The sequence below is a fragment of the uncultured Nonlabens sp. genome, assembly GCF_947495285.1.
In the GTDB taxonomy this organism is placed as follows: domain Bacteria; phylum Bacteroidota; class Bacteroidia; order Flavobacteriales; family Flavobacteriaceae; genus Nonlabens.
Genome location: NZ_CANLXZ010000018.1, coordinates 35,551 through 60,499, shown reverse-complemented (window position 1 = coordinate 60,499; position 24,949 = coordinate 35,551). Strand labels below are relative to the sequence as shown.

At 34.7% G+C, this 24,949-nt stretch carries 25 protein-coding genes; 18 read left to right on the top strand and 7 right to left on the bottom strand.

Annotated features, from left to right (window positions below; genetic code table 11):
* Nucleotides 1-77: 77 nt before the first annotated feature.
* The 3 genes from Q0838_RS09145 to Q0838_RS09135 are packed head-to-tail and all read left to right on the top strand — an operon-like array spanning nt 78 to nt 3,069.
* A complete protein-coding gene (locus Q0838_RS09145; RefSeq protein WP_298953849.1) occupies nt 78-1,127 on the top strand; it encodes a glutaminyl-peptide cyclotransferase in 1,050 nt (349 codons plus the stop codon).
* Complete coding sequence (locus Q0838_RS09140) at nt 1,127-1,534, top strand: thioesterase family protein (protein ID WP_298953846.1); 408 nt, start codon at nt 1,127-1,129, stop codon at nt 1,532-1,534. Before Q0838_RS09145 ends, Q0838_RS09140 begins: the two co-directional genes overlap by 1 nt.
* Nucleotides 1,531-3,069 (top strand): hypothetical protein, encoded by a 1,539-nt coding sequence (locus tag Q0838_RS09135; protein WP_298953843.1) that lies wholly within the window; start codon nt 1,531-1,533, stop codon nt 3,067-3,069. The genes Q0838_RS09140 and Q0838_RS09135 overlap by 4 nt, the downstream gene beginning before the upstream one ends.
* Nucleotides 3,070-3,275: 206 nt before the next feature.
* On the opposite strand, the gene htpG is transcribed toward Q0838_RS09135, so the two are convergent.
* Nucleotides 3,276-5,165, bottom strand: coding sequence for a molecular chaperone HtpG (gene htpG / locus Q0838_RS09130; RefSeq protein ID WP_298953873.1), 1,890 nt, complete (start codon nt 5,163-5,165; stop codon nt 3,276-3,278).
* A gap of 543 nt (nt 5,166-5,708) precedes the next feature.
* Here htpG and Q0838_RS09125 point away from each other — a divergent pair.
* From Q0838_RS09125 to Q0838_RS09095, 7 genes are all read left to right on the top strand, one after another.
* Entirely contained in the window at nt 5,709-6,257 is a 549-nt protein-coding gene (locus Q0838_RS09125) for a hypothetical protein (protein ID WP_298953841.1), read from the top strand.
* Between the two features lie 4 nt (nt 6,258-6,261).
* Nucleotides 6,262-6,918: a hypothetical protein gene (locus tag Q0838_RS09120; protein WP_298953838.1), complete on the top strand. Its 657-nt coding sequence runs from the start codon at nt 6,262-6,264 to the stop codon at nt 6,916-6,918.
* Nucleotides 6,911-7,708: a histidine kinase gene (locus tag Q0838_RS09115; RefSeq protein ID WP_298953835.1), complete on the top strand. Its 798-nt coding sequence runs from the start codon at nt 6,911-6,913 to the stop codon at nt 7,706-7,708. The genes Q0838_RS09120 and Q0838_RS09115 overlap by 8 nt, the downstream gene beginning before the upstream one ends.
* Nucleotides 7,705-8,448 (top strand): LytTR family DNA-binding domain-containing protein, encoded by a 744-nt coding sequence (locus Q0838_RS09110; protein WP_298953832.1) that lies wholly within the window; start codon nt 7,705-7,707, stop codon nt 8,446-8,448. The genes Q0838_RS09115 and Q0838_RS09110 overlap by 4 nt, the downstream gene beginning before the upstream one ends.
* A 76-nt stretch (nt 8,449-8,524) precedes the next feature.
* Nucleotides 8,525-9,247 carry a bifunctional 2-polyprenyl-6-hydroxyphenol methylase/3-demethylubiquinol 3-O-methyltransferase UbiG gene (locus Q0838_RS09105; RefSeq protein WP_298953829.1) on the top strand — a complete coding sequence of 241 codons (723 nt, stop codon included), beginning with the start codon at nt 8,525-8,527 and terminating at the stop codon, nt 9,245-9,247.
* A gap of 87 nt (nt 9,248-9,334) precedes the next feature.
* A complete protein-coding gene (locus tag Q0838_RS09100; protein WP_298953827.1) occupies nt 9,335-10,114 on the top strand; it encodes an SDR family oxidoreductase in 780 nt (259 codons plus the stop codon).
* A gap of 70 nt (nt 10,115-10,184) precedes the next feature.
* Nucleotides 10,185-10,895: a flavodoxin family protein gene (locus Q0838_RS09095; protein WP_298953824.1), complete on the top strand. Its 711-nt coding sequence runs from the start codon at nt 10,185-10,187 to the stop codon at nt 10,893-10,895.
* A 1-nt stretch (nt 10,896) separates the two neighbouring features.
* Here Q0838_RS09095 and Q0838_RS09090 read toward each other — a convergent pair whose 3' ends face one another.
* Both Q0838_RS09090 and Q0838_RS09085 read right to left on the bottom strand, forming a co-directional pair.
* Nucleotides 10,897-11,925, bottom strand: a complete 1,029-nt coding sequence (locus Q0838_RS09090; RefSeq protein ID WP_298953821.1) for a hypothetical protein — start codon at nt 11,923-11,925, stop codon at nt 10,897-10,899.
* A 9-nt stretch (nt 11,926-11,934) separates the two neighbouring features.
* Nucleotides 11,935-12,534, bottom strand: coding sequence for a DNA-3-methyladenine glycosylase (locus tag Q0838_RS09085; protein ID WP_298953818.1), 600 nt, complete (start codon nt 12,532-12,534; stop codon nt 11,935-11,937).
* Nucleotides 12,535-13,103: 569 nt separating this feature from the next.
* On the opposite strand from Q0838_RS09085, the gene Q0838_RS09080 reads away from it, so the two are divergent.
* Nucleotides 13,104-14,243 carry a DEAD/DEAH box helicase gene (locus Q0838_RS09080; protein WP_298953815.1) on the top strand — a complete coding sequence of 380 codons (1,140 nt, stop codon included), beginning with the start codon at nt 13,104-13,106 and terminating at the stop codon, nt 14,241-14,243.
* An 80-nt stretch (nt 14,244-14,323) separates the two neighbouring features.
* Here the strand turns inward: Q0838_RS09080 and Q0838_RS09075 are convergent, their stop codons facing one another.
* Entirely contained in the window at nt 14,324-15,034 is a 711-nt protein-coding gene (locus tag Q0838_RS09075) for a DM13 domain-containing protein (RefSeq protein WP_298953813.1), read from the bottom strand.
* 205 nt (nt 15,035-15,239) lie between these two features.
* On the opposite strand from Q0838_RS09075, the gene Q0838_RS09070 reads away from it, so the two are divergent.
* Nucleotides 15,240-15,956 carry a hypothetical protein gene (locus Q0838_RS09070; RefSeq protein WP_298953811.1) on the top strand — a complete coding sequence of 239 codons (717 nt, stop codon included), beginning with the start codon at nt 15,240-15,242 and terminating at the stop codon, nt 15,954-15,956.
* Nucleotides 15,957-16,128: 172 nt separating this feature from the next.
* On the opposite strand, the gene msrB (Q0838_RS09065) is transcribed toward Q0838_RS09070, so the two are convergent.
* Nucleotides 16,129-16,503: a peptide-methionine (R)-S-oxide reductase MsrB gene (gene msrB / locus Q0838_RS09065; RefSeq protein ID WP_298953809.1), complete on the bottom strand. Its 375-nt coding sequence runs from the start codon at nt 16,501-16,503 to the stop codon at nt 16,129-16,131.
* 104 nt (nt 16,504-16,607) lie between these two features.
* Entirely contained in the window at nt 16,608-17,141 is a 534-nt protein-coding gene (gene msrB, locus Q0838_RS09060; RefSeq protein ID WP_298953807.1) for a peptide-methionine (R)-S-oxide reductase MsrB, read from the bottom strand.
* A gap of 132 nt (nt 17,142-17,273) precedes the next feature.
* Here msrB (Q0838_RS09060) and purE point away from each other — a divergent pair, with 132 nt between their 5' ends.
* From purE to Q0838_RS09035, 5 genes are all read left to right on the top strand, one after another.
* Nucleotides 17,274-17,768: a 5-(carboxyamino)imidazole ribonucleotide mutase gene (gene purE, locus Q0838_RS09055; RefSeq protein WP_298953805.1), complete on the top strand. Its 495-nt coding sequence runs from the start codon at nt 17,274-17,276 to the stop codon at nt 17,766-17,768.
* On the top strand, nt 17,761-18,000 hold the full coding sequence (locus tag Q0838_RS09050) for a hypothetical protein (protein ID WP_298953802.1): 240 nt from the start codon (nt 17,761-17,763) through the stop codon (nt 17,998-18,000). Before purE ends, Q0838_RS09050 begins: the two co-directional genes overlap by 8 nt.
* 82 nt (nt 18,001-18,082) lie before the next feature.
* On the top strand, nt 18,083-20,146 hold the full coding sequence (locus tag Q0838_RS09045; RefSeq protein ID WP_298953799.1) for a M3 family metallopeptidase: 2,064 nt from the start codon (nt 18,083-18,085) through the stop codon (nt 20,144-20,146).
* Nucleotides 20,147-20,160: 14 nt separating this feature from the next.
* Nucleotides 20,161-20,724, top strand: coding sequence for a sigma-70 family RNA polymerase sigma factor (locus Q0838_RS09040; RefSeq protein WP_298953797.1), 564 nt, complete (start codon nt 20,161-20,163; stop codon nt 20,722-20,724).
* A gap of 4 nt (nt 20,725-20,728) precedes the next feature.
* The gene (locus Q0838_RS09035) at nt 20,729-20,974 is read left to right on the top strand and encodes a hypothetical protein (RefSeq protein WP_298953795.1); all 246 of its coding nucleotides are present in this window, start codon (nt 20,729-20,731) and stop codon (nt 20,972-20,974) included.
* A gap of 40 nt (nt 20,975-21,014) precedes the next feature.
* On the opposite strand, the gene Q0838_RS09030 is transcribed toward Q0838_RS09035, so the two are convergent.
* The gene (locus tag Q0838_RS09030) at nt 21,015-21,851 is read right to left on the bottom strand and encodes a hypothetical protein (protein ID WP_298953793.1); all 837 of its coding nucleotides are present in this window, start codon (nt 21,849-21,851) and stop codon (nt 21,015-21,017) included.
* Between the two features lie 137 nt (nt 21,852-21,988).
* On the opposite strand from Q0838_RS09030, the gene gcvP reads away from it, so the two are divergent.
* Nucleotides 21,989-24,829 (top strand): aminomethyl-transferring glycine dehydrogenase, encoded by a 2,841-nt coding sequence (gene gcvP, locus Q0838_RS09025; protein ID WP_298953791.1) that lies wholly within the window; start codon nt 21,989-21,991, stop codon nt 24,827-24,829.
* Nucleotides 24,830-24,949 lie beyond the last annotated feature (120 nt).

Here is a 24,949-nt window from a genome sequence, read left to right as displayed (position 1 = left end):
TACATTCTAGTTTTACTTACACAAAGGTTTTTCTCATGCTTTTTTATAACTATCTTTCCACTTGATAAAAAAATATTATGAAATTGAAAAATTCGGTTTTACTAATCGTAGCAGTGATCTCATTATCAAGCTGTAAAACAGACATAGAAACTTTTAAAGAAAATTATAAATTAGAGGTTTCTAATTCAAAATTAAAGTGGAATGAGGACGATACAGTCCAATTATCTCTAATTGATGACAGATCTATAGGTGCAGATAGTATTATATGGAGTCAAAATGATGCCGTTATCGATGGTGCTGGTGGAAACTCGCTTTCGCGAAAGCTGAAAAATCAACCTTATGGAAATCTTACTTTTAAAGCTACCATATATAAGGACGGTATGAATACTACGGTGTCTACCAAAATAAAAAGAATTCCTGCAAAAAAAGCTAAAATCTACAAGTACAATATTCTCAACACCTATACTCACAATACTAATGCATATACACAAGGACTAGAGTTTCATGAAAATGCACTCTATGAAAGTACTGGCCAATTTAAAGAAAGTGATCTAAGAATTACTAATGTAGAAACTGGCGAGGTGGTAAAAAAAGTAGATCTACCTGCTAGCCAGTTTGCAGAAGGTATGACTATACTTAATAATAAGGTGTATCAATTAACCTGGCAAAGTAAAATAGGTTATGTATATGACCTAGACTTAAATAAAATAGATGAATTTAAATACAACCGCAGTCTAGAAGGCTGGGGACTTACTAACGATGGCACTTATCTTTATAAAAGCGATGGTACTTCTAAAATATGGAAAATAGATCCTAATACTTATGAAGAACTAGGTTACATAGAAGTAGTAAGTGCCGATGGTGTGGTTTCTAAAATAAATGAATTAGAATGGATAGATGGTAAAATATATGCAAACGTTTATACTACTAATTTAATCATGATTATCAACCCTAAGAATGGTGTTGTAGAAAGTGCGATTAACCTGAATAGTATTACTAAAGAAATCCCTAACTACTCTGAATCTGATAATGTGCTTAACGGTATTGCTTATGATAAGAAGAATAATAGGCTTTTTATTACTGGTAAAAGATGGCCTAAAATGTTTGAAATCGATATAGTAAAATAATGATTGAAGCTCACCTTCCTGTTTTTGAGAAAAAACGTACCGTTGCTATAGAAGAAATAGACGACCTAGATCACGTAAATAATGTCGTTTATGTACAATGGGCAAACGATATCGCGACAGAGCACTGGACTACGGTTGCCACACCAGAGATGCTAGACAACTTTGACTGGGTAATGCTCAAACACTGTATAGAGTACAAAAAAGCGGCTGTTCTGGGTGATAAAATACTGATTAAAACCCAAGTAGGTAGAGCAACAAACGTACGTTATGAACGTTTTATAGAAATATATAAAGAGTCTACGATGGACTTATTAGTTACAACCACCTCTGACTGGTGTGCGATTGATAAAAACGGCAGACCAGTTAAAATATCTCAGGAAATGAGAGATCTATTTGAAACAACATGAAATATATAATTACTGTCCTTATTAGCATCATTACTCTAGTTAGCATTTCTTCTTGTAGAAATGATTTTGAATTTACTGCCAGTACAGGAAATTTAGAATTCTCTCAAGATACCGTATATCTAGACACTGTTTTTTCTAATATAGGTTCTAGCACAAGAACTTTTAAAGTATATAATCGCAGTAGTGACGACATAGTCATTCCTAGAGTTGCTCTTGCACAAGGTACAAATTCAAATTATAGGTTATCTGTAGATGGTGCACCTGGAAAAGTATTTGAAAATGTAGAATTACTTGCCCAGGATTCTATGTACATTTTTGTAGAAACCACGGTAGACATCATGGACTTTACATCTGACACTGAGTTTCTTTATGAAGATACCATAGAGTTTGATGCTGGCGGTAATCTCCAAAAAGTAGAATTGGTGACTTTAATACAAGATGCTATTTTTCTTTTTCCAGAGCGCGATGCTCAAGGTGTAGAAGAGACTTTATTGTTAGATACGGACACTGATGGTAATGAAATACGCATTTCTGGATTTTTCTTAGATGATGATCAGCTTAATTTTACCAATGAAAAGCCGTATGTTATATATGGTTTTGCTGGAGTACCATCTAACAAGACACTTACTATAGACTCTGGAGCGAGAATACACTTTCATGCTGGCAGCGGTATTATCGTGGCAAACGAAGGGACCTTAAAAGTTAACGGAGCTCTTTCTAATACGGAAGATCTCGAAAACGAGGTCATTTTTGAGGGAGATCGTTTAGAACCTCTTTATGAAGATATAGCTGGACAATGGACTGCTATATGGCTTACTGCTGGTAGTAAAGATCATGAGATTAATTATGCTACCATAAAAAATGCTAGTGTCGGTATTATTATGGATAGCTCTAACCCTACTTCTAACGGCGCTACTTTAAAAATAAATAATTCAAAAATATTTAATAGTTCTAATACAGCATTACTAGCTACAACAGCATCTATAGAAGCAAGTAATTCTATATTCCATAACTCTGGTCAGTCTACAGTAATTGCTAGACTAGGTGGCGCTTATAAATTCAATAACTGTACGATTTCTAATTACTGGAATAACAGTTTTAGACAAGACCCTGCTCTATTTATAAGCAATATATTCCCTAACACAGACCTATCGTTAGACTTGCTAGAAGCTGATTTTACTAACTGTATTATCTATGGTGATCGTAATGTTGAATTTGCGTTGTTAGATGACCAACTCTCTACATTCAATTTTAAATTTGAAAATTCATTACTGCGTTTTAATGATTTCTCAAATAGTTTTGATGGTTTTCCTTCTTATGATATTAGTAATTCTAGTCTATACGAAAATTGTGTATTCAATGAAGACCCTCTTTTTGAAGATATTGATGATTTTAAACTGCGTATAGATAATTTAAGTGGTGCAAACGGTATCGCAAATCCTACTACTAGTGAGACTCTAGATATAGGTGGTAACGCGAGAGCTATTTTTCCAGACGCCGGTGCCTTTGAAAGTGTAGACTTATCTGGTAGTTAGTCTTATTTATATAGCGAGAGTACAAAATTATATTTGACATAGAGAATGGTTTTTGTTTTGTGTTGCACCTTAAAAATATAACTTTAAGGAAGGAATCGACATTCTCTTTTTAATCGTTTAGAACGCTATTGTTTTGCTATATAAAAAAAGAGGTTGCCTTTTTATAGACAACCTCTTTCATAAAATAAATTAGAATTACTACAGTCTTATTTAATTAAACCATAACTGCGATTCACAAACTCAGTTAATTTCTCACCTTTAAGTAATCCTTGAGATAATTTTGCAAGGTCTACCGCTTGTTGAATAAGTCCAGTTTTCTTAGTTTCATCTTTTTCATTAAAGATAGATTGTACTAATTCATGATTACCGTTAACCACTAGATTGTGCATGTCAGGCATATTACCAAAGCCCATCATACCGCCACCACCAGACGCTTGCATTTCTTTCATACGTCTCATAAACTCTGGTTGCGTGATAATAAACGGTGCTGCATCACTGCTCATCGCCTCTACTTGAACCGTATATTCTGAGTCCTTAATGGTGTCAGTAATTACTTTTTGAAGAGATTCTTTCTCCTCATCAGATAGTTTAGAGATTTGCTCCTCATCTTTCTTGATAAGATTATCAACGTGGTCAGCATCTACTCTTATAAAAGAAACATTCTCTTTAGATCCTTCTAACTTTTGCATCAGGTGCGAGATAATAGGAGAATCTAATAATAGTACTTCATAACCTCTTTCTGTCGCTGCCGCTACATAAGAATGTTGAGTCTCTTTATTTGACGTATAAAGAATTACTGTCTTACCATCTTTATCGGTCTGTGCGTCTTTAATTTTTTCTACCAGTTCGTCCCATAAGTAATAAGAACCGTCTACAGTAGGGTATAAAGCAAACTTGTCTGCTTTATCAAAGAATTTCTCTTCACTCAACATACCGTATTCGATAACGATTTTAATATCGTTCCACTTTTCTTCAAAACCTTTACGGTCATCGTTGAAAAGACTCTTTAATTTATCTGCTACCTTACGAGTGATGTAACTAGAGATTTTCTTTACAGCACCATCTGCCTGTAAATAAGAACGCGATACATTTAACGGTATATCTGGAGAATCTATAACACCACGTAACATGGTTAAGAATTCTGGTACAATTCCTTCTACGTTATCGGTAACATAGACTTGGTTTTGGTACAATTGTATACGGTCCTTTTGTACATTAAGATCTTGGGTCATCTTAGGGAAATATAAAATCCCAGTTAGATTAAAAGGATAATCTACATTAAGGTGTATATTAAAAAGAGGCTCTTCAAATTGCGTAGGATACAACTCGCGATAGAAACCTTTATAATCTGCTTCTTCTAACTCGCTAGGCTGCTTAGTCCATGCTGGAGAAGGATTATTGATTATATTATCTACCTCTTCAGTAGGCGCGGCATCTTCTTCTGCAGCTCCTTCTGGTTTTTCTAGAGTTTCTGTTCTCATACCGAATTTAATAGGCACTGGCATGAATTTATTGTACTTATTAAGAAGCTCTGTAATACGGCTTTCTTCTAGAAATTCTGTCTCGTCGTCAGAAATATGAAGAATAATTTCAGTACCAAAATCTTCCTTAGTCGCAGCCTCTAGCGTATAATTAGGAGATCCATCACAAGTCCAGTGTACTGCCTCGTCACCTCTAAAAGATTTTGTAATAATCTCTACCTGGTCTGCTACCATAAAAGCAGAGTAAAAACCTAGACCAAAATGACCTATAATACCACTATCCTTTGCAGTGTCTTTATATTTCTCTAAAAACTCCTCAGCTCCAGAAAAGGCTACTTCGTTAATATACTTCTGCACCTCATCTTCAGACATACCTAGACCTTGATCTATGATATGAAGCGTTTTTGCTTCTTTATCGATCTTAATCTCTATTTTTTGATCACCTAGTTCTACACTCGCCTCACCTATTCTAGCCAGGTGTTGTAATTTAAGTGTAGCATCTGTTGCGTTAGAGACCAGTTCTCTTAAGAATATCTCGTGATCGCTGTATAAAAACTTTTTAATAAGAGGGAAAATATTTTCCACCGCTACGTTAATGGTTCCTTGTTGTGACATATTATTTTTTATTCTATTAGGTTTATATCTGTTCCGCTTTCGCGAAAGCGGAATTGTTAAATACCCCATTCCTATTTCAAGCCTCGTACCATTTAAAAGAATACGACAAGCTGACAGTTTAATGATAATGTAATGATAGTTTTAAACCTACTGATTATAGACCCAAAGCTACCGATGTTGTACTAGCTATTTTATAAACCTTAATGCAGGCACATATTTGTATCGCCCATTTTAAGTAAGCGTTTAGATTTTAGGGGAAGAGTCGTGGTGAGTAATCCTGCGGCTTTTCTCTTTTTAAATCGAGTTTTTAATACACAAATATATATGGATTTTTAAAAACCATACTTTATCAATTATGGAGAATAATAAAGTTAACAGCTATTTAAGCCCTTATGAAAAATACAGGACCACATGTCAGTCTGTGCATGCTATCCATGTAAAAATGAGAAGTTTTAACTCCTAACAAATAATGAAAATTTAAGAAAATTAACTTAAATAATTTTAAAGCCTTAATTTTAACCACTAACTCAATGTTTCTCAACCATGAAAAATACGATTATTAAACCTTTACTTTTATTAACCATCGCTATAAGCTTAACTTCTTGTGAGTGGATTAAAGATACTCCTAAACATAAGGAACCATCACCAGAAGAAATAGCTGAGAATTGGAACAAAACAGATGGTAAAATCTCTAATAAAGAGGCTAATCAACTAGAAGAGAATTATAAAAAAATGCTTTACAATGGATCGAGAGATTCTTTAATCGATGCAAATAGTGAGGTATATCAAGATACTAGAGAGGTATGGTTTAATCTAAAAGACCTTAAAAACTACATTGCCTATATAGAGCAACATGGTAAGGATAACAATTATGATCAATTAGGTATAAGAGTTTATCTAGGTACTAAAGAACCGCTTAAAGATGGTAAGGCAGTTACTACGGTATTCTTTTATGGGACAGGAAATCCTAATAATGGCTCTACACCACAAAAAAGTACAACACAATCAGGTATAGATACTAATATCCCAGGAATAGATGCTCTTAATAAGGGAACGTCTGGAATGCCACCTAAGGATTTAATATACCCATAGTTTTATGCCACATGACTATACATATTATTATATTTCTACGGCGATAATTTATGCGTTGATTCTTATTACTACATGGGTCACTGTTAAAAACTGGAAGTATTTGAGTACTACAAAGGAATCGATATTTCTCCCTTTTCTTTGTTTCACCATCGTCATAGAAATTATAAGTAATTATTATGTTTGGATTCTTGTTAAGAATGCGTCTATAGTTCTAGATTTTTATACGTTGATTGCGATGCTATTCTCTATATACTGGTTTTACTCTTATTTAAGAATGAAATGGCTAGCAATTATAAGCTCTATTTTAATGATTGCTAGTTATTTAATTAGTGTTTATTACGTAGAATCTTATATGAAATCTTATGTGGACGAGTTGCCTGCTATAGTTATAGCTGCCGCATTAATTATAACGCTTAATGTTTTTATCTTTTTTAATAAAATGCTGCTTAACAATAAGGTAAAAAAATATACAAATCACAGACCATTCTGGATTACCATAGGTTTATTTGTTTTTCATATTAATGCGATGCCACTCGTGTTATTTTTACCTAATCTTAAAAGGTTAACCTGGCAGGTAAGTGGTGTACTGGTTTTTATTAACCTGATTATGTACGGCTGTTTTACGTATGCTTTAAGTTTAAAATCTGCTCGAGATGAATAATTATGACTATTTTATAGGTGTTTTTATTTTTGTACTGGTCATTACCATCGGTACTATCTCTTTGTTTATCACCTTTAATAATAGAAAGAATCAATTACTTAATGAAAAACTAGAAGAACAACTAGCCGCTCAAAAAAGACAACACACGAGCGAGCTTAATGCACTGCGTAGTCAACTCAACCCACACTTTGTACATAACAGCCTTAATGCGATTCAATACTATATACAACGCAATGAAGTAGAAATATCAGAAGATTACCTTACTAAGTTCTCTAAACTCATGCGTCTTTTCTTTGACTATTCTAGAAAGAAAATCATCACTCTAGAAGAAGAAATATCGTTTCTAGTTAAATATTTACAGATAGAGAAATTAAGATTTGAAGAGAAAATAAGTTATAGCATAGAAGTAGGTAGTGATCTAGATAAAGAAAACACCTTTATCCCAACCATGATTTTACAACCCATGTTAGAGAATGCTGTTAATCATGGTATCTTTCATAAACTAGGGGCTGGACATATTTTAATGAGCTTTGATCTACTGCCCGAAAAAAACAGTTACAAAGTAAGTATTATAGACGATGGTATAGGTTGTGAGAAATCTAGAGAGATTCAAAAAAACCAAAAAGCTAATACCAAAGCACACAGTAGTGAGGTAATTAAAGAACGACTGGATATTTTAAACGAAAGTCAAGAATGGTCCATTGATTACCAGATCATAGATCGTTCCATACATAGAGGAGAATCAGGCACAGCGGTTTACATTACTTTTAAACACATCCAGGAAGAATGAATATAAAAACCATAATTATAGATGACGAGCCTAAGGCTATCGCTATTCTCAAAAATAAAATCTCTCGTTTTTGTACCGCATTAGATATAGTAGCTACTATAGAAAAACCTCAAGATGCTTTTGACACGATAAACGAGTTAAATCCAGATCTTGTATTTATAGATATAGCTATGCCTGGTATGAGTGGCTTTGAAGTATTAAAGCAATTTTCAAATCCTAATTTTGAAATTATCTTTGCCACCGCTTTTGATCAATACGCTCTCGATGCCATTAAACATTGTGCAATAGGCTATCTAGTAAAACCTATAGATAATGAAGATCTAGTAGAGGCAGTAGATAATGCTACACGTAACATTATGGATAAGAATGCACTAGAAAAGAATAAAATATTAATAGAAAATCTAGGTATTCAAAAATTTCAAAAAAAGAAGATCGTTATTCCTTCTACTGTCGGTCTAGAATTTGTAAAAGTTAAATCTATTACCCATTGTGAAGGTGTAGATGGTTATACTAAAATTCATTTTATAAATGGTAAACCTATACTAAGCTCACACAGTATAGGACATTTTAAAAAATTATTAGATCATAAAGATTTCTATCATGTGCATAAATCTTACATCATAAACATGATTTTTGTAGAACGTTATTTAAACGATGGTTATGTAATTCTAGAAGGCAACACCAGCATACCAGTAGCTAGAGCAAAACGTACCACATTTTTAAATCAGCTCAAGGGTTAATTAAATCTTACTTCAACTTTACTTAAGAAAAGGCTATTCATTTCTTAAAGCTTAATTTTGTTTTAAAGATATTTAAGTGGATATAGAAACAGACCTTTACGGTAATGCATTAGTAGATTTTCATAAAGGAAATTATAGTGGAGATATAAAAGTTTTAAGCACGACTATGGAAGATGACGTCATGCCACTTCCCTACCTCTTTAGATCTTATGATCAAATGCCCGCTCTAGAAAAGAAAGCATTGCTCCTTTCTACAGGTACTGTTCTAGATGTAGGTGCTGGCGCTGGGTCTCATTCTTTGTATCTAGAAAGTAATGGACTTAATGTTACTGCGATAGATCAAAGCCCTGGAGCTATAAAGGTATTAAAAGAACGATTAAAATCAACTGATTCTAAAATAGTTCTACAAAGCATATGGCAACATAAAGAAAAATACGACACGATTCTTCTACTCATGAATGGTACAGGCATTTTTGAAAAATTATCTCGTGCTACTTCCTGTCTAGAGTATTTAAAAAACTTAATAAATAAAAATGGACAAATCCTTATCGATAGCTCTGACCTAAGATTTCTCTATGAAGACGAAGAAGATGGCGGCCTGTGGGTAGACTCTAGCAAAGAATATTATGGAGAAGTTACTTTTTCTTTACAATATAAAGGGACAGAATCTGCACCATTTAATTGGTTATATATGGATTTTGAACTTCTTAAAACACATGCTCAAAAAGCTGGTTTAAAAGCAGAATTAGTTCATAAAGGAGAACATTATGATTATCTCGCCCGTCTTACAAGAATTTAACATACCTCTCACACGCTGTTAAACTTAAAATAAACGCCGTTACACTACTTTATTAGTTCATTATCTTTATTTTTTAACATAAATAAAATGAAAACTGCATTAATAACTGGTGCCAGCAGCGGTATAGGTAAAGAACTCGCAAAAATACATGCTTCACAAGGTGGACATCTGGTTATCATAGCCAGGAGTGGTGATCGATTACTATTACTTAAAGAAGAATTACAAAACCAGTATAACATATCTGTACACGTTATCGTAAAAGACCTGACGCATAAAAACGCCACACAAGAAATTTATGACGAGGTAAAGGCAGCTGGTATTTCAGTAGATTATTTGATAAACAACGCAGGCTTTGGCGGCATAGGTAAGTTTCATAAAAGAGACTGGGCACAAGATCAAAATATGATCATGCTTAACATAACCGCATTAACACATCTATGTCGTTTATTTATACCAGACTTTATAGAGCGCAATGAAGGTAAAATACTCAACATTTCTTCTACGGCGAGTCTTATGCCAGGGCCTATGCAGGCGGTTTACTTTGCGACTAAGGCCTTTGTAACCTCATTGAGTAACGCGCTTTCTCAAGAATTATCGCATACTAACATTACAGTGACTAATGTAATGCCTGGCGCTACAGATACTGGCTTTGGTAAAACATCGGGAATGGATAAAACCTCATTGTTTAAAAATACCGCTACACCTCTAGACGTTGCTACCACAGCCTATAACGCAATGATTAAAGGTAAAATGGATATAAAAGCTGGGCTTTCCCTTACTCAAAAAGCCATGCTATACACACTAGCTATCATCCCAAAAAAATGGATTCTAAAAATGGTAGAAAAAATGCAACAGCCTAAAAATTAGGAAATATTTTAAAATATATAGTTCCGCTTTTGCAAAAGCGAGATCAAAATAAACCTTGAAACAATACAAGATGAACAAACCAGATTTTTCAAAATTAAAAGCACTTTACATAAACTGTACTCTTAAAAGATCACCAGAAAAAAGTCACACTAAAGTTCTAATGGATGTTAGCGCAACTATTATGAAAAATGAAGGTGTAGACGTGGAGCACATACGTTTTATAGATCATGATGTTGCAACCGGCGTACAACCTGACATGACAGAACATGGATGGGACACCGACGCATGGAATGATATTTATAAAAAGGTGGACGCTGCAGACATTTTAATTATCGGTACTCCTATCTGGTTAGGTGAAAAATCGTCACAAGCGCAATTATTAATTGAACGTTTATACGCCATGAGTGGACTTACTAACGATAAGGGACAATATAAATTCTATGGAAAAGTAGGTGGTACTATTATAACAGGTAATGAAGACGGTATTAAACACTGTGCCATGGGGATACTATATGCTATGCAACATGTAGGTTATTCCATACCACCACAAGCAGACGCTGGATGGATAGGAGAAGCTGGCCCTGGGCCTAGTTATGGAGATGATGGTAAAGCAGGGCTGGATAATGATTTTACTAAACGTAATACCACATTTATGACATATAATTTAATGCACCTCGCAAAAATGCTTAAAGAAAATGACGGCTATCCCACTTATGGTAATTCAAAAGAAGAATGGAATAATGGCAATAAATGGGCTTTTAATAATCCAGAATATAGATAGACTATTCTTTTAAAGTAGCCATATAAGTTACTGCATGATCGTACATATCACCCTTTACATCTATCAGGTACACGCTTGTACCTGGTAGTTTTCTAGAGGTTACCCTATGAGAGCCTACTAAGTCACCGTAGTTTTTAAACCTAGTTACTGTACCATTTATTTCTAGTTCATAATATTCAAAACCCTTTGTGTAAAAGGAACCTAAAACAAAATGATTACCGCCAGAACTGCCGTTACCTGTAACTGCCTGGTCGGTTATTTTTATATGGTTTCTATAGTCAGTAATATATTTTTTTGCTCGATCACATTCTGGGTATTCTGATAACATGGTATAACATGTTTTTCTATCCCCATAAGCACTTTCCCACAGAGGTCGTGGTAGGTTATTTATTTGATATTCTTTATTTTTATAAGTTAGAATATTTATTCCCATGGTGTTTTTAACGCATAGTAAGCCCGGTAACACTTCTTTTTCAAACGCACTTACGGCGCGATGATAGCTTATAGAGTCATTCTTTTTTGCAATTTCATAACTTAGACTATCTGGAAATTTATGAATCGCAAACGGCCCGCTTTTTTCTAATTCTTTTTCTAGATTTTCTTTAAATTTCATTCCATTAAAAGGATGGTCTGGTATTAAAATAGGTGTCGCACCTATATTCTCAAAACGTTCTAACTCGCCCTTTTTATTAGAATTATAAAACTGCCCATCTTCAGTAATAAATGTTTCTTCTGATACAGCGACAGAATTTAAAATATTTAATTTTTTATCAAATTTTGCTATAACTTGTTTCTTTATCCTATCACCATCAGCATCTAGTATTTCAACATAGCCCATCAACTCATTCTTACTAGTGGTATAAATGGTATCTATTCTCATACCAGAAGATTTGATCGAGATCTTATCATTAGAATGGTCTGGAAAAGCCGGCATATCAGGGAATTTATCATCTTCTGTCCTGGTGTAGCCACAACTAGTAAGTTGCACTATTACTAAAGAAACAATTATAATTCTGATTAAATTTTTCATTTTACAAACTTAACGTTTACTGATAAATTTAGACGTGTTTAAATAAAATCGCCAGGGTAAATCCTTATCTTCTTGCGCATAGTCTATACCTATTCTAGTGGTGGTTGTGATCTCGCTTTCGCGAAAGCGGAACAATTCATTCTCTTCTATCCACACTAGATCTCCTGTTAGAAAAGCACCGTAATGTGTTTTATCTAAGGCAAAAGCTTTACTGAAATTACCAGGTCCTGAGGTAAGTGTTTTATCTAATTTTAATTTATTGCGACGTTTTAACATCACCTCTACTCCATCTACAGGTTCTACAGCGCGTATAAGAACCGCGTCTGCATGATCTTGAGTGTTAGTTATAATGTTAAATAAATTATGAATACCGTAGCATAAGTAAACATAAGCAACACCGCCATTTTCATACATTACTTGTGTACGTTTAGTAAATTTACCTAGATGGGCATGACAGGCTTTATCGTCATAACCACGATAAGCTTCGGTCTCTGTTATCATACCTGATGTTAATTGATCACCTACCATAGTGACGATCTTTTTACCTATTAGGTCTCTGGCTATCGCAACGACGTCTTCTTGTAAATAATAACTTTGAGGTAACTTCATGTCTTAAAAATATAATAGAAACAGTCGCGCAGCATAAGGAATAAGATGATTTTATGAAATACGCTTTTCTATAACAAGTACATCATTTGCCGTAGAAGTCCTCAATTAATTTTAAAACATACCGCTTTACAACTTTTAATACAGGTGATTAGAATTTACTGTAATCCATCCACACTGATTCTAATAAGGTGATAAAATAAACTACCCTTATAAACTATGGTAATAAACACACAATTTAGGATTGTTATCTTAAACTGACCTAACAAAAAGTACATGCCGTTAAAGATTTTATCATAGTAAAAAACAGTTTTTTTAAACTCCTTTTTTAATATCAATAAAAATCTATAACGAGCTGATAACAGACGTGTAGAAGTTTAGGTCTTGTATAAAATGAAAATACTTATAGTTTTAAAAAAATAAGAGCTGGTAGTAAATTTAGAACATCTGTTAGGAATGATTTTATGACCTCGTGTAGAATTACACATCACGGCGATAAGAGAAAACGAGACAGAAAAGGAATAACAAAAGCATTGAAAATCGTTTACCTTTGTAGCTTGTAAAAAACCTATATGTCATTTGAAAAATTAGGACTCGATCCTGCACTTATAAAATCCCTTAACGATCAGAATTTAACACAGCCTACTCCTATTCAAGAACAGGCTATTCCTGTAATTCTAGAAGGAAAAGATGTGCTGGGTATTGCAAAAACTGGTTCTGGTAAAACAGCTAGTTATGCGTTGCCACTTCTTCAAAATTTAAAAGGTATTGAATCTAAAAACAGATTCATAAGTGGTCTTGTAATGGTACCTACTCGAGAACTTGCTGTACAAGTGAGTGAGGTGATTAAAACTTTTTCTAAGGCACTGGACCTACCGCTTATCACAATGCCTGTTTATGGTGGTGTGAGTATTAATCCTCAAATGATGAAGATGAATACAGTAGACGTGCTGGTCGCTACACCAGGACGACTTATTGAGCTGGTAGAGGCTAACGCTGTAGTCCTTAAAGAGTGTAAGATTCTTGTACTGGATGAGGCAGATAAAATGCTCTCTCTAGGTTTTAAAGAAGAGATGGATGCAGTTCTTTATCATTTACCTAAAAAGAAACAAAACTTATTATTTTCGGCTACCTTAAGTCGTGAGGTAAAAAATATCCAACAGGGATTATTAACTGATCCTGTAGTCATAGAAATTGAAGAAGAAGAGCAAGATTATTCTCTTATTAAACAATTAGGTTACCGCGTTACTCAAGAAAAAAGAGGCGTTCTTTTAAGACATCTTATTGAAGAGCATGATATGCAACAAGTGTTGATCTTTTGTTCTTCCACCTATCAAGTAGATCATGTAAATGATAAGCTTAACGTTAATGGAATAAAATCCAAAGCAATACACGGTAAAAAAACGCAAGGTGTGCGTAATGCAAATCTAGAAGCTTTTAAAAACCATGCAGAAACTGGCGTGCGATGTCTCGTTACTACAGATTTGCTTTCTCGTGGTATAGATATTGAATTCTTACCTTATGTAATTAATTATGAATTGCCTCGCTCTCCCAAAGATTACATACACCGTATAGGTAGAACTGGTCGTGCCGAAAATGCTGGAACCGCAATTTCTTTAGTCTCTAAAGAAGAGGCAAATCACATGAGAACTATTCAAAAGAAAACAAAATTAAAAGTCTGGATGGAAGATTTACCAGAATGGAATTCTTAACAGGTTTATCTCATTAAATACAAAAAGCGATACCCATACAAGTATCGCTTTTTTCGTTTTAGTATAACCTACACTATTTATCAACTCTTTTTGAGCAATTTAATAGTTGAGACAGCATTCTCTTCATCTGTTATCCTCATAAAGTAAGCACCGTCTTGTAAATCTTTAATGGAAATTCTTTCTTCCACATTTCCTTTTCTAGAATACACTTCTTTACCCAGTATATTATAAATAGAAACCGAATGAATAGCCGCTGCAGTATTGCTTTTTATAGTAAGATCGTTTACCGCAGGATTAGGTGCGATAGAAAACTCTGTTTTTTCAATTAATTCGTTAGATAAGGTACAGTTAGAGCTGTCTATCGCAGTAAATGTTCCAAAATCCCAAAATTGATTAAACTGTAAACAGTAGAAAAACACAGTTTGATAGTCTGCAATACTGACATTATTAGGTAAAGCTGCTGTATAAATAGAAGCACCAGAAAAACTAGAAACCAGACCTATTTCTATTCTAGGGCTGTTCAAGAAGTTATTAGGTACCGTTAACTGGCTGTCTGTTAATGAACCACGATCTACTAAAAATATTCTAACATCTGGTCCAGCCGCTGTAGAGAAATTATTTCCTAGATTCACTGATACCGTATTATTTGCATTAAGAACAACATCTATATCTCCAGACACATCATAATTAGGAACGGTATTGTTACCAAAATTGCTCGCAGGTTGTGAACATTGTGCTTGCGCAAGTGCTATGGCAAATAAATAAGTAAGTAATAAAGTAATTTTTTTCATAAGTGACCCTTTTTTATAATTTGACCAAATATGATACATTTATATAACAATATTATCACAGAAAATTTACTTAAGTAATTAATAACCAGCACAGACGTACTACTAGATCATATAAAAAATTGAATTTATTTACTTGCTACAACGCTGTAGAGCTATTTCAAAAAAGAATTCAATAAAAGGCACAAAGATTGATAACCTATAATTCATGAAAAATCTACCACCCTTTTTATTCTTATGTGTACTGATTTTAACATCTTGCAAAACAGATACAAAAACTTCTATTGAGGAGTCTGAAAAATTTGATTACCGAGCTTACTTGTTGAGGAATAACGATGAAGTTCCCACTTTAAAGATAAAAGAATATGATAACAAAGAAATTAAAACTGCATTAAAGAAATCGCTAAACACAGATTGTATCGATTATTTAAAATTTAATTCAATCACTAAAAATGGTATGATTAGTTCATTAGCAATGGGGTATTGTAACAACAGGCCTACTTGCAATAGAGGATTTGGAGTTACAGCCATATTTACTAATCAAAATCAGATAGTATTAGATGGACAATTATTATCTAAAGAAGATTTAAAAAAATTGGATATTACTAATTATTTAAATGCTTTTGGTAGAAAAGACTGCTACCTCTCCATCATTCAAGATAATAATGTAAATCAAGAAGTCGTAGATGAATTTCTACGTTTTATGATTACGGCATATATAAGATATGCAGAATTACTCAGTGAGAACAAATTCAACCAACCTCTTAAAGCACTCAACATTAAACAATTAAACTTTTTAAAAGAAATATCCACATTTAATTTACATTTTGTTGAAGAAATTCTACCTGCTTTACCGCCACCGCCGCCAGGGCAACAGAATATAAATGACTCAAAGGAAGTTGAAATCATTACTAATTTTGAATAACAAAAGAAAATACAATCTCGAGCTAGAGTCTCGCATTGACTATGTATTTATGTAAAGAAGTTTAATAAGTAATAAAGCTCATAGTATTTACACATCTGTAAAGGAGTTACATTACAAATCGGGAAATATAAAAGCAGAGTCCGCATCAAGTGCGTAATGACAAGATTAAAACCTACTCTGCTTTAAAATCTAGACTTAAACTATTCACACAGTGCCTTATTCCTGTTGCTGTAGGACCATCGTTAAAAACATGACCTAAGTGGCTACCGCAATTAGAACACATAATCTCGGTACGTATCATACCGTGAGTGGTATCTCGTTTACGCTCAATTGCACCTTCTACCTCATCATCAAAGGAAGGCCAGCCGCAACCTGAATCAAATTTTTGATCTGATTTATATAATTCGTTACCACAAGCCGCACAACTGTACACACCGCTGTCATAGTGCGTATTATATTCTCCAGTAAATGGTCTTTCTGTTCCCTTCTCTCTTAACACGTGATATTGCTCTGGAGTCAGTTTATCTTTATATTCTTGTTCTGTCATGATTTAAAGTTCTTGAATTAATCTCATTATTGCCATAGCGATAAAGAAAAAGCTCTCGACTAGTTAGTCCAGAGCTCTATTCAAATCTTACGCAACTTATATGTTTATTTTCTCAACGGAGGCAATTCCTGACCTTGTGGTATAAAATCTAAAGCCACACCATTTATACAGTGGCGTTTACCAGTAGTTTTTCTAGGACCATCGCTAAATTCATGACCTAGATGAGAACCGCAAGTATTACATTTCAATTCTGTACGAGCATATCCTATTTTATAATCGGTATCGCGCTCTACCTGTCCTTCTATCGCTCTATCATAACTAGGCCATCCAGTACCTGAGTCAAATTTATGTGCGTTATCATAAACTGGTGCATGACATGCACCACATACTAGTGTACCTGGAGCATATTGTTTATTTAAAGGACTCGTGTGTGGACGCTCTGTTCCAGCTTCTCTCAACACATTGTATTGAGATGCTGTTAGAACTTCTTTCCACTCTGCATTAGACTTCTTTACCTCATACACCTTTTCTTGTTGCATGTGATCATGAGAAGAATTCATTGCGATCTCTTTTGAGGTATTGTTACCACAAGAGACAAAACCTATTGCCATAACGGCTATTAAAATATGTTTAATCATCTGTCTTATTTTTAGATATGGTAAAATTACGTACTAAAAACGCTTACAGTTGTTGCAATATTGTTAAGTATTGTGTCAATAATATCACAATTTCATTTTAAAAAACTGACCTCATATTTGTAAATTTACCTCATGAATAAAAAAGTAGCTATTATCATGGGGTCTACGAGCGACCTACCAGTGATGCAAGACGCCATAGATGTTCTTAAAGAACTAGAAATAGAAATTCAAGTAGATGTGGTAAGCGCCCATCGCACACCAGAGAAAATGTTTGAATTCGGTAAAACAGCGCATGAAAACGGTATCGCGGTTATTATTGCTGGTGCTGGTGGTGCTGCACACCTACCAGGCATGGTAGCCAGTTTATCTCCATTACCTGTAATAGGAGTGCCCGTTAAATCTAGCAATTCTATAGATGGCTGGGATAGTGTTCTTTCTATTTTACAAATGCCAGGTGGTGTACCTGTAGCAACTGTTGCTCTTAATGGCGCAAAAAACGCTGGTATTCTCGCTGCACAAATTTTAGGTGCCACGCAAGAAGACATACGTGAACGCATTATTAATTATAAAGAAGGACTTAAAGAAAAAGTAAATAAGGCAGCTGCACAAATGCGTGAAAATGTCTAGAGCTTTTCAAATAGCCTCTATCTTTATTATTGCTTTAACCGCAGTATGGTTCGGTTATGAGATGATGTTGAGACACTCTGTCCAGTGGCATTTCTTAACCGCAGGTGGTATTAATTTCTTGATGGCAGTCATCATAAACAGGCAGTACACACAAAAAGATCACAACTACCTAGGCATCATTCATGGTGTTCTTATGGTGAGCCTTTTTGGATATGGCTATTTTTTCGTTTAACTACTTTGTTTAACCTTCAGGAGGTAAAGTTTAACAAAATAGTAATGACTTTCTTCTTTCTGACCCTTACTTTTACATTTATATGAACACAGATAACAATCCTTTATTACAAGAGTTTCATACTTTTCATAACACAGCGCCTTTTTCATTGATCAAGGAGTCTGATTATGAGTCCGCTTTCGCGAAAGCGATACAAATAGCAAAAAAGGAAATAAATTCTATCACCGAGAATACAGCAGCACCTTCTTTTGAGAACACAATAGAAGCGCTAGATTCTTCTGGAGAGACCCTAGGACGTATATCTAGCATCTTTTTTAATCTCAATAGTGCAGAAACTAATGACGAAATACAACGCATCGCTCGTGAGGTGAGCCCGCAGTTATCTGAATTTGGGAATGATGTGACCTTAAACTTAGATCTTTTTAAGCGTGTAAAAGCAGTTTATGATCAAAAAAATGATCTAGATTTAACTGAAGAACAAAAAACACTTCTAGATAAACAGTACAAGCGTTTTTCTCGTAATGGTGCAAACCTAACCGACGATAAGAAAATACGTTTAAGAGAAATAGATAGCGAGCTTTCAAAGTTGACTCTTGCATTTGGTGAGAATGTACTTGCAGCAACTAATGCTTTTGAAATGCACCTGGAAGACGATTCTAGACTTGCAGGTCTACCAGAAAGTGCAAAAGAAGCGGCTGCAGAAACTGCAAAAGCTAAAGATAAAACGGGATACGTCTTTACACTGGACTATCCTAGTTACATTCCATTCATGACTTATGTAGATGACAGGAAATTGCGTGAGGAGATGTCAAGAGCTTTTGGTAAAAAAGCTTATAAAGATGACCATGATAATCAGGAAAACGTACTAAATATAGTACGTTTAAGATATGAGCGTGCACAATTATTAGGTTATGAAACGCATGCACACTTTGTACTAGAAGAACGCATGGCAAAAACACCAGAGACTGTTATCCAGTTCTCGCAAGAGATTCTTGAAAAAGCAAAACCAGCTGCTCAACAAGATTTTGATGAGTTGACTAACTTTGCGATCTCTATTTCTAATCAGTCAGAAATTTCTGAACCGTTAACTAAGTTAGAAAAATGGGATGCAGCTTATTATTCAGAAAAATTAAAGCAACGTCTATTTAGTCTAGATGACGAGTTGTTAAAACCATACTTTAAATTAGAAAATGTCATTAATGGAGTCTTTGAGATAGCTAGCCGTCTATATGGTTTAAGTTTTGAAGAGACTCAAGAAATAGAAAAGTACCATCCCGATGTACTTACTTATGTAGTAAAAAATGAGGATGCTAGTTTAAATTCTATTTTCTATGCAGACTTTTTTCCACGTAAAGGAAAACGCAATGGAGCCTGGATGACTTCTTTTAAAGGACAGTGGCATGATGCAAATGGAAACAACGTGAGACCACATGTTTCTAACGTGTGCAATTTTACAAAACCTACTGCTACAAAGCCCTCTTTACTTACTTTTAATGAAGTAACGACTTTGTTTCATGAATTTGGTCATGCGCTACACGGTATGCTAGCTGATACTAAATATCAAAGTCTATCAGGTACTTCTGTATTCTGGGATTTTGTAGAGTTGCCTAGTCAGGTACTAGAAAACTGGTGTTATGAAAAAGAAGCATTAGAGCTATTTGCGAGACATTATGAAACTGACGAGGTAATACCTCTTGAGTATGTAGAAAAAATAAAAGCAGCGGCTAATTTTCAAGAAGGATTGCAGACTTTAAGACAGCTTTCCTTTGGGATGTTAGATATGAACTGGCATGGTATAGACCCAACTGGTATTACAGATGTAAAAGCTCATGAGAGAAAAACATTTGACCAGACAGATCTTTATCCAGATGTAGCAAGTAGTTGTATGAGTACTTCTTTTGGACACATTTTCCAGGGTGGTTACAGCGCAGGATACTACAGCTATAAATGGGCCGAAGTTCTAGATGCAGATGCTTTTGAAATGTTTAAAGAAAACGGAATCTTCGATCGCACGACTGCTAAGAAATTTAGAGATCATGTTCTTTCTAAAGGTGGTACAGAAGATCCTATGTTATTATATACTCGTTTCCGCGGAAGCGAGCCTAAAATAGATGCTCTTTTAAAGAGGGCTGGTCTAATAAGTTAAAACAGTTTACTAAAATGCCAGAAGTTAAATTAATACCAGAAAAATGGGTGGACCGTTATGGTGACTACCTCTTTAATTTTACCATAAGTAGGGTTAATGACCCTATAATGGCACAAGATCTGGTATCTGAAACTTTTCTAGCAGGTTTAAAAAGCGCGCATAGATTTAAAGGAAACTCTACAGAAAGAACTTGGTTAATTTCTATTCTTAAACGTAAAATTATAGATTATTATCGCAAGATAAATTCTAAAAAAGGAAAAGCCGAAATACGTATGGGCTATCTTTCTAACAGCGAGCAAGAAGGTGACTGGATGGAAGAAAAGGCTCAGGATTTGCGCAATCCAAATGTAGAAGACACTATAGAACAACAAGAATTAGGGAAGGCGCTTGAAGAATGTATCGCCTGTTTACCAGAGAGATATGCCACTATATTTGTTCAAAAAACTGTAGATAATTTAGAAACTGAAACTATATGTAAGGAACATGATATCACAGCGTCTAATCTATGGGTAATTATTCATAGAGCCAGAGTACAGCTTATGGAATGTATGAATAATAAATGGCACAAAGACAACTAATTTGATGGGTAGATTTTTTATAAACTGCGACGAGGCAAGTATTTTAAGTACGAGAAAACAATATGGAGATCTTAATTCTAAAGAAACTTTCCGTCATAAATTACATCAAAGACATTGCATAAGGTGCAAGTCTTTTCATAAGAAAAATGAATTCTTCCAGCGTAAACTTAAAAGACTTAAATGGGTCGCGATGTCCGATTCACAAAAAAATATTATTAAGAAAAGAATTGCAGAGTTTTTAAAAAAGTAAAATCTACAAATATTAAAAAAGAGCTATTTAGCTCTTTTTTTTATACCACCCAGTATAAAGCTAGCCATAAAACTGGTATAGCTTCTACAAAGAAACTCACATAATAATCTGCTTTAAATTTATCTGAAAACCATATTGCAATGGCGGTTATCACATAAATTAATAAGGGAATAAAATAATAAGGAAAATTATAGTGTACGAAGTAAAAGTGATGTAATAAAAAGGCAACCAGTAACAATACAATACCCAAATATTTTGTTTTTCTAATTCCTATTAATTGTGGTATCGTTTTTAAACTGGGAGCATCATATTTTAAATCTCGTATCTCAAACGGAATCAATAAACTGAATACAAAGAGAAACAACTCTATAGATTTTATGAGATAAGCTGTCCAATTAATTTGTCCCATAGCGTTTAAATTCATAATTTCTGAATACACTGAATAAACAGGTAACACCATTATAACCAGCCACCATACCACCACAACAGTAGCTACTTTTATAATAGACATCCATCTTAGACTTTTTTTATGGTAAAACGGTAATACATAAAATAAGGACAATAAACCTGATATAAGCAATACCACGTAAGCTTGTAAAGTTTCAAAAAGCAATAAATAAGCCCCTATTAGTGCACAAATTATAAAGATAAGAAAAATGCTCTTTTTATATTTAAAACTCTTGTTCTCATATACGAGCGTCGCATATTTAATAAAATTATATCCTGTAATAATAAAGCAAAAACCTAACAAAGCAAATTCATTACTCAATTTTACAAAACCGTAGCAATGAAACACATACAGCAAGGCTACAAAGCAAATTGCTACATGTAAACTACTACGTATATAAAAATCTAAAACGGTTTTAAATAACCTCATGGTTCAAATTTACAGCGCATAGTTAATAACTAGGTTAAAAAGGTTGAAAAATACCTATAAAACTGGGCTAACCCTTGTTAGTTTAGATATCTTAAACGACTATTTTTGCACTATCTTAAATAGACCATACAAGTACTATGAATACAGATCGTTTTGCCCTAAGACATATCGGACCACGCAAGGCAGACCTTGCACCCATGCTAGAAAGAATAGGAGTTGACTCTATTGACCAACTAGTTTATGAAACCGTCCCAGATAACATACGCCTACAACAAGATTTACAGCTAGATCCTGCAATGAGTGAGTATGAATTTCTATCTCATATTAAAAAACTGGGTGATAAAAATAAGCAATTTAGATCTTATATAGGTTTAGGTTACCATGCACCTATAACGCCAGCGGTAATCCAAAGAAACATTCTTGAAAATCCAGGATGGTATACCGCTTATACTCCATATCAGGCAGAGATTGCCCAAGGACGTCTAGAAGCACTATTAAACTTCCAGACCATGATCACCGATTTAACCGGTATGGAACTAGCAAATGCTTCTCTACTAGACGAGTCTACTGCTGCTGCAGAGGCTATGACCCTACTGTATTCCGTTCGTGAAAGAGCTCAGAAAAAAGAAAATGTTATAAAATTCTTTGTAGATCAAGATGCTTTACCACAAACTAAAGAACTATTAAAAACTCGTGCTATACCATTAGGTATAGAGTTAGTAGAAGGTAATCCACAAGAGATAGATGTAAATGGAGGATATTACGGTATTCTTTTACAATACCCTGGTGCTAGTGGTAATGTGGTAGATTATACTGCTTTTTCTAAAAAGTGCCAAGAAAACCATATACGTATAGCAGTTGCAGCAGACATCATGTCCTTAGTTTTACTAGAAGCTCCTGGACATTGGGGTGCAGATGTTGTTGTAGGGACTACACAACGTTTTGGAATTCCATTAGGTTATGGAGGACCACATGCAGCATACTTTGCCACTCGAGAAGAATTTAAAAGGCAAATTCCAGGTCGTATTATAGGTGTTACTAAAGATACAGATGGAAAACGTGCACTGCGCATGGCTTTACAAACGCGTGAGCAACACATTAAAAGAGATAAAGCGACCTCTAACATTTGTACCGCACAGGTTTTACTAGCTGTTATGGCTGGTATGTACGGTGTGTATCACGGACCACGTGGTTTAAAATTTATTGCAAATAAATTACATGCACAAACTACAACCCTAGCAGACGCTGTAGAAAAACTAGGTATTTACCAGACTAATGTAAACTTCTTTGATACTTTAAGTTTTAAAGTAAATGCCGAAACTGTTAAAAAAGAAGCTCTTGATTTAGAAATCAACTTCTATTATCCAGATGCAAACACGGTTCAGGTTTCTTTAAATGAAACTACATCTCTTGCAGACTTGAATGATATTGTTTCCGCTTTTGCAAAAGCGGTTTCTAAAGACTTCTCTCCTATCACAGAATTATTAGAAAAAACTCACCTAGGTACAGGACGCCAGACAGATTTCTTGACCTATGATGTGTTTAACTCCTACCATTCTGAAACAGAGTTGATGCGTTATATTAAGAAATTAGAACGTAAAGATCTGGCTTTAAATCACTCGATGATTGCATTAGGATCTTGTACGATGAAATTGAACGCTGCAGCAGAAATGCTGCCACTTTCAAATCCGCAATGGGGAAACATTCACCCATTTGTACCGCTAGACCAGGCGCAAGGGTATCAAGAAATGTTGAAGAAGTTAGAAATACAGTTAAATGAATGCACGGGCTTTGCTGGGACGTCCTTACAACCTAATTCTGGTGCGCAAGGAGAATTTGCTGGATTAATGGCTATACGTGCTTATCACCACAGTCGTGGAGATCAACATAGAAACATATGTCTTATTCCATCTAGCGCACACGGTACTAACCCTGCTAGTGCAGTAATGGCTGGTATGAAGGTAGTTGTAACTAAAGCGCTAGAAAACGGAAACATCGATGTCGATGATTTACGTGAAAAAGCAAATAAATATAAGGATAACTTAAGCGCACTGATGGTTACGTATCCATCTACTCATGGAGTTTATGAAAGTGCGATTAAAGAAATTACAGGACTTATCCATGAAAATGGTGGTCAGGTTTATATGGATGGAGCTAACATGAATGCACAAGTCGGCCTTACTAATCCTGGTAACATCGGTGCAGATGTGTGTCACCTTAATCTACACAAAACGTTTGCTATACCACATGGTGGCGGTGGACCTGGTGTAGGACCTATATGTGTAGCACCACAACTTGTTCCTTTTTTACCTACTAACCCTATTATCTCAACTGGTGGCGAGCAGGCTATTACACCTATAAGTGCTGCACCTTACGGTAGCGCGCTAGCCTGCCTAATTTCCTACGGTTACATAGCTATGCTAGGTGCCGAAGGTTTAAAACGATCTACAGAATATGCAATCATAAATGCAAATTATATTAAAGAACGTCTTAAAGGTAGTTATGAATGTCTTTTTACAGGAGAGAAAGGTCGTGCTGCTCATGAAATGATTATAGACTGTCGTCCATTTAAGGAAAACGGAATTGAAGTGGTAGATATCGCAAAACGATTGATGGATTATGGGTTCCATGCTCCTACGGTATCATTTCCAGTAAATGGAACTATGATGATTGAGCCTACAGAGTCTGAATCTAAAGAAGAAATGGATCGTTTTTGTGACGCGATGATTTCTATAAGAGCAGAAATTGCAGAGTGTTCTAAAGACCAGCCTAATAATGTTCTTAAGAACAGTCCACATACCTTGCAAATGATAACTAGTGACGACTGGGACCTCCCATACACTAGAAAACAAGCTGCATATGCACTAGACTACATTGCTGACAATAAATTCTGGCCTACCGTGCGTCGTGCAGACGATGCTTATGGAGACCGTAATTTAATGTGTACTTGTGCTCCTATGGAAGAATATTTAGATTAACTGGGTCTTAGATTATTAGACGTTAACTAGTCCAATAATCTTAAATACGCTCATATAAAACCGAATCAACAAAAGTTGATTCGGTTTTTTATTATAAGAAATTATCGTACTTTAAAATTT

Bases quoted from the DNA above. Each gene is read 5' to 3' on its own strand.
- Q0838_RS09045 (WP_298953799.1), top strand. From the start codon at position 18,083: ATGAACACAGATAACAATCCTTTATTACAAGAGTTTCATACTTTTCAT.
- Q0838_RS09085 (WP_298953818.1), bottom strand. From the start codon at position 12,534: ATGAAGTTACCTCAAAGTTATTATTTACAAGAAGACGTCGTTGCGATA.
- Q0838_RS09140 (WP_298953846.1), top strand. From the start codon at position 1,127: ATGATTGAAGCTCACCTTCCTGTTTTTGAGAAAAAACGTACCGTTGCT.
- Q0838_RS09070 (WP_298953811.1), top strand. From the start codon at position 15,240: ATGAAAAATCTACCACCCTTTTTATTCTTATGTGTACTGATTTTAACA.
- Q0838_RS09040 (WP_298953797.1), top strand. From the start codon at position 20,161: ATGCCAGAAGTTAAATTAATACCAGAAAAATGGGTGGACCGTTATGGT.
- Q0838_RS09080 (WP_298953815.1), top strand. From the start codon at position 13,104: ATGTCATTTGAAAAATTAGGACTCGATCCTGCACTTATAAAATCCCTT.
- Q0838_RS09110 (WP_298953832.1), top strand. From the start codon at position 7,705: ATGAATATAAAAACCATAATTATAGATGACGAGCCTAAGGCTATCGCT.
- Q0838_RS09050 (WP_298953802.1), top strand. From the start codon at position 17,761: ATGTCTAGAGCTTTTCAAATAGCCTCTATCTTTATTATTGCTTTAACC.
- Q0838_RS09135 (WP_298953843.1), top strand. From the start codon at position 1,531: ATGAAATATATAATTACTGTCCTTATTAGCATCATTACTCTAGTTAGC.
- gcvP (WP_298953791.1), top strand. From the start codon at position 21,989: ATGAATACAGATCGTTTTGCCCTAAGACATATCGGACCACGCAAGGCA.
- Q0838_RS09115 (WP_298953835.1), top strand. From the start codon at position 6,911: ATGAATAATTATGACTATTTTATAGGTGTTTTTATTTTTGTACTGGTC.
- Q0838_RS09030 (WP_298953793.1), bottom strand. From the start codon at position 21,851: ATGAGGTTATTTAAAACCGTTTTAGATTTTTATATACGTAGTAGTTTA.
- msrB (WP_298953809.1), bottom strand. From the start codon at position 16,503: ATGACAGAACAAGAATATAAAGATAAACTGACTCCAGAGCAATATCAC.
- Q0838_RS09125 (WP_298953841.1), top strand. From the start codon at position 5,709: ATGAAAAATACGATTATTAAACCTTTACTTTTATTAACCATCGCTATA.
- Q0838_RS09090 (WP_298953821.1), bottom strand. From the start codon at position 11,925: ATGAAAAATTTAATCAGAATTATAATTGTTTCTTTAGTAATAGTGCAA.
- Q0838_RS09100 (WP_298953827.1), top strand. From the start codon at position 9,335: ATGAAAACTGCATTAATAACTGGTGCCAGCAGCGGTATAGGTAAAGAA.
- Q0838_RS09095 (WP_298953824.1), top strand. From the start codon at position 10,185: ATGAACAAACCAGATTTTTCAAAATTAAAAGCACTTTACATAAACTGT.
- purE (WP_298953805.1), top strand. From the start codon at position 17,274: ATGAATAAAAAAGTAGCTATTATCATGGGGTCTACGAGCGACCTACCA.
- Q0838_RS09145 (WP_298953849.1), top strand. From the start codon at position 78: ATGAAATTGAAAAATTCGGTTTTACTAATCGTAGCAGTGATCTCATTA.
- Q0838_RS09120 (WP_298953838.1), top strand. From the start codon at position 6,262: ATGCCACATGACTATACATATTATTATATTTCTACGGCGATAATTTAT.
- htpG (WP_298953873.1), bottom strand. From the start codon at position 5,165: ATGTCACAACAAGGAACCATTAACGTAGCGGTGGAAAATATTTTCCCT.
- Q0838_RS09035 (WP_298953795.1), top strand. From the start codon at position 20,729: ATGGGTAGATTTTTTATAAACTGCGACGAGGCAAGTATTTTAAGTACG.
- msrB (WP_298953807.1), bottom strand. From the start codon at position 17,141: ATGATTAAACATATTTTAATAGCCGTTATGGCAATAGGTTTTGTCTCT.
- Q0838_RS09075 (WP_298953813.1), bottom strand. From the start codon at position 15,034: ATGAAAAAAATTACTTTATTACTTACTTATTTATTTGCCATAGCACTT.